Source organism: Clostridium sediminicola (assembly GCF_050402865.1).
In the GTDB taxonomy this organism is placed as follows: Bacteria; Bacillota; Clostridia; order Clostridiales; family Clostridiaceae; genus Clostridium_AF; species Clostridium_AF sediminicola.
Genome location: NZ_BAABMF010000012.1, coordinates 138,013 through 144,196, shown reverse-complemented (window position 1 = coordinate 144,196; position 6,184 = coordinate 138,013). Strand labels below are relative to the sequence as shown.

At 29.7% G+C, this 6,184-nt stretch carries 7 protein-coding genes; all 7 read right to left on the bottom strand.

All coding sequences use genetic code 11. The features are described from left to right. Window positions 1-127: 127 nt before the first annotated feature. The 7 genes from ACQ3F0_RS18265 to ACQ3F0_RS18235 all read right to left on the bottom strand — a co-directional run bounded on the left by ACQ3F0_RS18265 (window position 128) and on the right by ACQ3F0_RS18235 (window position 6,017). Window positions 128-289, bottom strand: a complete 162-nt coding sequence (locus ACQ3F0_RS18265; RefSeq protein ID WP_428864570.1) for a YvrJ family protein — start codon at window positions 287-289, stop codon at window positions 128-130. 225 nt (window positions 290-514) lie between these two features. Beyond that, window positions 515-964: a PD-(D/E)XK nuclease family transposase gene (locus ACQ3F0_RS18260; protein ID WP_428866908.1), complete on the bottom strand. Its 450-nt coding sequence runs from the start codon at window positions 962-964 to the stop codon at window positions 515-517. 57 nt (window positions 965-1,021) lie between these two features. Continuing rightward, the gene (locus tag ACQ3F0_RS18255) at window positions 1,022-1,552 is read right to left on the bottom strand and encodes a sigma-70 family RNA polymerase sigma factor (protein ID WP_428866898.1); all 531 of its coding nucleotides are present in this window, start codon (window positions 1,550-1,552) and stop codon (window positions 1,022-1,024) included. A 134-nt stretch (window positions 1,553-1,686) separates the two neighbouring features. Beyond that, window positions 1,687-2,706: a conserved phage C-terminal domain-containing protein gene (locus tag ACQ3F0_RS18250; protein WP_428866896.1), complete on the bottom strand. Its 1,020-nt coding sequence runs from the start codon at window positions 2,704-2,706 to the stop codon at window positions 1,687-1,689. 143 nt (window positions 2,707-2,849) lie between these two features. Further along, the gene (locus ACQ3F0_RS18245) at window positions 2,850-4,859 is read right to left on the bottom strand and encodes an AAA family ATPase (protein ID WP_428866895.1); all 2,010 of its coding nucleotides are present in this window, start codon (window positions 4,857-4,859) and stop codon (window positions 2,850-2,852) included. A 172-nt stretch (window positions 4,860-5,031) separates the two neighbouring features. Then, entirely contained in the window at window positions 5,032-5,739 is a 708-nt protein-coding gene (locus tag ACQ3F0_RS18240) for an ORF6C domain-containing protein (protein ID WP_428866893.1), read from the bottom strand. 80 nt (window positions 5,740-5,819) lie between these two features. Further along, on the bottom strand, window positions 5,820-6,017 hold the full coding sequence (locus ACQ3F0_RS18235; RefSeq protein ID WP_428866891.1) for a helix-turn-helix transcriptional regulator: 198 nt from the start codon (window positions 6,015-6,017) through the stop codon (window positions 5,820-5,822). Window positions 6,018-6,184 lie beyond the last annotated feature (167 nt).

Sequence of the window (6,184 nt, the reverse complement as noted above, 5' to 3'; positions counted from 1 at the left end):
ATTTTCTTTGTCATAAATTTTCCTCCTTAAATTTTTCATAGTATATTATTCCAAAACTACCAACTAATCATACAAAAAAAGATAGTAGGTAGATTTGTTTTTACACAAATCTACCTACTGTCCCCTCTCATCTTTTTTCATTTCCCATCACCGTCGTTATAACTACTGTTAAATCTTGAATAGATTTATTGAGAATTTCAATCTTCTTTTCAAATCTAACAAGAAGATATACACTTACAGCTATCGGAAATCCAACGGATGATACCATGTTAACAAACTCCTCATACACTATCCTCCGCCTCCTATAAGTCGGCTTATCGATTAATTCTACTTTTCATATGAAAATATGAGGCTTTTGTCATTTTTCATATGAAATTAGTAGAAGTTATCGATAAACGATCTTTGAGAATTAGTACATTAACTTTCATTTCATATTATAAATACAATTTTTAGTCCATTTTTTACGAAAAAAATTTGTGAGAATAAAATTAATATCCTCACAAACAATTAAGTATTATTTTGAAATTTTTTTAATGAAATCATCTAAGCTTTCAGCAACTATAGAATACTTTAACCATATTTTCAACGTTTCAATATTAGTTTCCTTATTGACCATATTTATAATATCTTCAGCAACAGTGTCAATTTTACTTAAATTTTCTAATATATCCTCTCTTCTTGCCAAAACTGCGCCTTCTTCTCTACCTTCTTCTCTTCCTTTTTCTCTACCTTCTTCTCTGCCTTCCTTTAATCCTTCCTCTTTAGCTCCTTCTAACCTTGATATTTCATCCATTATTTTCTTTTTTCGTAGTTCTGCAAGTCTTATAGTTTCTTCATCTTCACTAAGATAGTCTAAAATATCATGAGCTTTTTTTATTTTGGGATCAGCCATTTCTATCTCCTCCAAAACTTCATCCTCTGGATTAGCTAAAAATATTAGCCACCTATGAAGAGGATTATTTATATCATATTATACTGGTTAATTAATTGTATTTCAATATTGATACACGCATCCTAGAACTTATGTTTGTATACGCACTTTACTTATTACATTTTCTTTTATATAAACAGCTTGTCTATACGTTATTCCACATTCATCGGCTATTGTTTTTAGCTTTTTTCTCTTTATATAAAAATCAACTATCACTTTTCTCTCTGTAGGATCTAGCTTCGCAATAGCTTTGTTCATATTAATCACCATATCATATGCAATAACCTGATCCTCAACAGTAAATGAGTTCTCACTTGGCATATCATTGAGTAATTCTTCATTCTGAACTTCTCTATTGTGTTTCATCTTACTTTTAAGTAAATTCACATTATTATTCTTAACAACTTTAGCAATAAATGAACTAAAAGATGTATCCCCTACTTTATATAATTTAATCCCCTTTATAATACTAAGAATAGAATGCTGCACAATATCTTCATGATCATAACCAGGTATTCTATACTTATGTGCTTGGTTAATAACTAAAGGCATATAAACATTTATAATTTCTTCAACAGCACTACAATCCCCACTCTTGGCTCTCTTAATTAACTCTTCCACATAAAAACCCCCTTTTTTTAGTTAGGAGTTAAGAGTGATTAGTTAAGAGTTTAGTTGTTAAGTTATTGAGTTAGGAAACTCTAGTTAACTAAATAACTAAACTAACAACTCTTAACTATTAACTCTTAACTAAACTAAACTCCAAGCAATTGTCTCTCAATACTAGCAATATCGTATTTTCTCTGTTTTCTATTGCTAAAACTATCAACTGGATTTTTGTTGTGATATGATGGTAAACCCCTACTGCTACAGGGTTTTTGATTTAGATAGCCCTCAAATTTTGTTCCAAACAAAGTCTGTGGTCTTAGATATTTTTCGTAATCTGTATCCATCCATTCCGTAGTTTTTATGTTTATGACTTTCAAAAAATCATCAAGATTAAAACCTTCGTTAAGCCTTGCCTCAATAACTTTTTTAGTTGCTGTTGTAGACGCTTTATAGCATGTATCTGCTTTTTCATTTAAAAAATCTATTATTTTCTCTAGGGTGGAACTATATATATTCTTTTTACTCTCTGTAGTAATCTCTGTAGTATTCTCTGTATACGTCTGTTGTTGAAACTCCATACCTGTGTTATTAGAACTACACACCTCCCTAGTTTCAATGTTAGTAGTACTATCATTGAAACTACATACCTCTGTAGTTTTAAGTTCAGTAGTAGTATCACTAAAATCACATACCTCTGTAATTTCATTTTCAGATGGTATTTCCTTTGAATTAGATACTTCAAGTATTCTTCTTCTACCAGAAATTTTTTTAACTTCCCTCATAATAGGTTCAACAAACATAACATTTGAAACTATTTGTCCAGACATTGTTGGAACATTACGAAATTCTATATTAATTAATCCCCTATCGTTTAAAAATTTGCATGCTGATTTAGCTTGGCCCTTTGTAAGCCCAAAATTCTTTCCTAATGATTGATAACTTTTCTGAAGCTTGTCTGCTTTAAATTTCTTCTTATATCCAATAAGCCTACCAGTAACCTCATCTCTAACCTCAACAGGTTTATACCAATAAATAATCTCAGATAAAATAACAATTGCATTCAGATTTACCAATCCATTATCATATCTCAAATTCTGATACCACCCAAAATCGGCAATATTACCTTCTACATGAAAGTCTCCCACTTCTGAAACAACATTATTCATAGAACAAACCCCTTTCTTTTAGTTAAGAGCTTAGTTTAGTTAAGAGTTAAGAGTGCTTAGTTAAGAGTTTAGTTGTTTAGTTATTGAGTTAGTAAACTCTACTTAACTAAACTAACAACTATTAACTATTAACTCTTAACTAATCAAAACCCTGGTCCATCACTAATTGAGTTACTCTCACTCTCACAGAACTCCTCAACATTATCCTCTTCCGCATCTACAACAAGCACCGAATCTTCACTAACTCTTAGATTCACAATCTGGCTTTTGCTTTCTATTAGCTCGTTTATACTTTCTCTATTATCAATGAATATAGGTGCATTTACTTTAAAGTGTTCTGTTAAAGTATTTATAATATCCATACCTGCGTTGAATTTTGCTGCTGTATTAGCGTCTTCATATGGAACACCATTTATCAAAGTATCACAACACTCTTCAATAGATCCGTTAACTAAAGTGTTAAATAGCTTAAACTTTACTTTGGAGAATTCGCTATTTATTCTCTCTTCCAGCAAGTCTACTTTTGTGCGTATAAACTCTTCACACATAAATTCTTGACTCTCTAAATCCGCTATCATATTCCCTAATTCTTTTTCCCTGCCTTTTAATTCTTCAATCCTTATTTGAGCTTTCTCATATTGCTCTTTTGATCTTAAGATATCCTTTAGTTTGTCTAATTCTTTTATTTTCTCTGTTCTATCTATTTTAAATTTATTAATAACAGCTTCGTCAGGTACTTCTTTGACCTGCTCTAGCCTGTTGATTTCTTCTTTAAGTTTTTTATATTCATCTGTTTCTATAAATTCATCAAAAGTAAAATTTTTATCTTCTCTTTTAGTTTCTTCAATTTTTTCCTCAAAGAATAATTTATTTTTCTCTATTTTATTAATTCCATCTTTCTCTTTTTCAATTCTAAGTTTCAGAGTATTTATCTCCTTAGAATGCTTCTTTCCTTCATTTGATATTTGGACTAATCTAGCATTTTTAGTCTCTTCAAACTTTTCTATCATTTCAGCTTTTTTCTCATCTGCATCCTTTTTAGGGAGTTCTCTTGCGCAGGTTGGACAAACAAAATCATTTTCTCCAAATTCCAATGTTTTTTCTCTAAGATTAAACCATTCTTCTCTTAGTGACTTAACTTTTTCTCTTAGGGTAATTAGAGTTTCTTTCATATTTATAAGATTTTGATTTTTTATATTGATATCAAATTTACTTTTAGAAAATTGCTGCTCCAGATCGAATATCTTTTGTTGTATTTCATTTTTACGGTTTTGGGATTTTTGCATATGCTCTGATTTGATTTCTCTCATTCTATCTTTTTTAGAGAATAGAATTTCCATATTTTTATCAATTTCCGCATAGTCTTTTGTAAGGTGGGCTAATTTTATATCCATATCTTTGATTTCTTTGTTTAGTATACAAGTTTTATTTTCTATTTCCACGAAATTTATTAATGTTAGGTTCTCTAGTGAATTGTTTATTTCATCTAACCTATAGGGAATAGACATTATTTCTTCATTTAATTTTTTCTTTCTAATATATAGTGTTTTTCTAAGGTCTTCTAAGGATTTGTTCTGGAGCAATTCACAGAGTTTTTCTAATTTGTTATTAGAGTTAATTACCTGTGTTTGAGAAATATCCCCCACAACAGTCATAAGTATTTCTCTTCTTTCCTTCCAATCAAGGATGGTATTGAAATAAAGTGGATTTGTTATAAGCTTAAATATATTCTCATCTACTATGTTATTTATCCTATCAACATAGTCTTTCTTTTGAAGAGGAATATCATTTATAAAATAATTAGTAATATGCCCAGTCAAAGTCTTATTTGACTCTCCCCGTTTCTTTGTCCACTTTTCCTTATACACTTTTTTTATGCGAATTTTCTCTCCGTTAACAATAAGAACTGCTTCCACCTCATGGTCAATACCTGGAATTACTTGTCCCTTGCTATCATAGGTTTTAATGGAAAAGTCCTTTCTATTCCTACTATCTTTACCAAACAAAACCCAAATAAAAGCATCAAACACTGTAGTTTTCCCAGATGCATTATCGCCATATACATCAGTAGTTCCTCCAAAATATATTGTTAGTTTTTTAATGCCTTTGAAATTTTTAAGATGTAATTCTTTTAGGATAATTACTTTACACACATAAACACCCCTTTTTTGTTGTAAGTTGTAAGATTTAAGTTGTAAGTTATGGACACCTTTCACTGCGTGAAAGCTTTTAATTTTATAAAATCTTTTGCACAGCAAAAGATCCTTATTGCCGTAAGCGAAGCTAACAAATACTTAGTTAAAGATTTTCTGGAAGAAAATCAACCTAACCTTGTAACTTGTCACTTGTCACTTTTTCTTTTGCATACTTAAGATGAATTGGAAGTTCATAGTTTTCAATAATTTCCATAGCTTCATGAAACTTCTTTCTTGGTATTGCATCGTATTCATTGATCTGATATATCTCCATTATGGATTTAAACAAGTCGCTATATACTTTGCTTCTAAAGCTTCTATTCTGATATGCGTAACTATTTTTTCCACCGCAAATACCTATTACTTTTCTTGATCTTGCTTTTATAAGGGCCTTTTTCTGAAATGGCAGAATATATGCAGTTTCTTCAACTTCAGCAATTCTATTTTCTATTTCACATGTTTTTTTATCTAATACAAATATAGCTTTTAATTCCTTTGATAATCCCTGGTAAGGTATCCTTAAAGATTCTTCCATTTTATTGAATGCTTCAATATATTTCATTTTCCACTCAAAAGATTTATAACCTGTGAAACTCATTACTAAAAGTGAAAATCCATCCCTAGTTATTTCATACTCTTTATATGTCCTTTTATTTGTGCCAGTCTTATATTTTGTTTCAATAAAAAATCCTAGAGAAGCCAATTTTGGATTCTCTAAAATTAAATTTTCAATTTTCCTTAGAAGCTTAGGATGACTCATTTTAAAATTAATAGCCATTTCTCTACTCAAAACCACTAATCTACCATTATGGTTTTTTATTTCAATTAAATTTTTCATTATTACCCTCCTCTTTAATCGGAATTTAGCTTAATTAATTTTTGATTTTTTTGTACGTTTTTTTGTGGCATATATAGGATTTACTGACCAAAAAAAATCGCATTTGGATTTTCAATATTTAATATATCTATCATCTTACTAACCTCAATAATAGTAAATGTAGACCTTTTATTAAGCTTAGCATTTAAAGCTTGTACAGAAATCCCTAATTTCTTAGCTAAATCTTCTTGTGTCATATCTGCCTCTACTATTTTCCCCTTTAACTTTCTTAAATTCATATCATTACCTCCTCGTAAAAGATTTCAAATAATTGCTTTTGCAATAACAGAAACTCCTTAACTTTCCCATATTTAGAATTTTGCTTCTATTTTTCGTTGCACGTCTTTTTTACCATTATTGTACAATTATGTAATTTACATGTCAAGGCTTTTTGCCAAATTTATAA

What these genes read in the sequence shown, in the direction of transcription:
- ACQ3F0_RS18250 (WP_428866896.1), bottom strand. Translation starts at nt 2,706, where the DNA reads ATGAATAATGTTGTTTCAGAAGTGGGAGACTTTCATGTAGAAGGTAAT.
- ACQ3F0_RS18240 (WP_428866893.1), bottom strand. Translation starts at nt 5,739, where the DNA reads ATGAAAAATTTAATTGAAATAAAAAACCATAATGGTAGATTAGTGGTT.
- ACQ3F0_RS18235 (WP_428866891.1), bottom strand. Translation starts at nt 6,017, where the DNA reads ATGAATTTAAGAAAGTTAAAGGGGAAAATAGTAGAGGCAGATATGACA.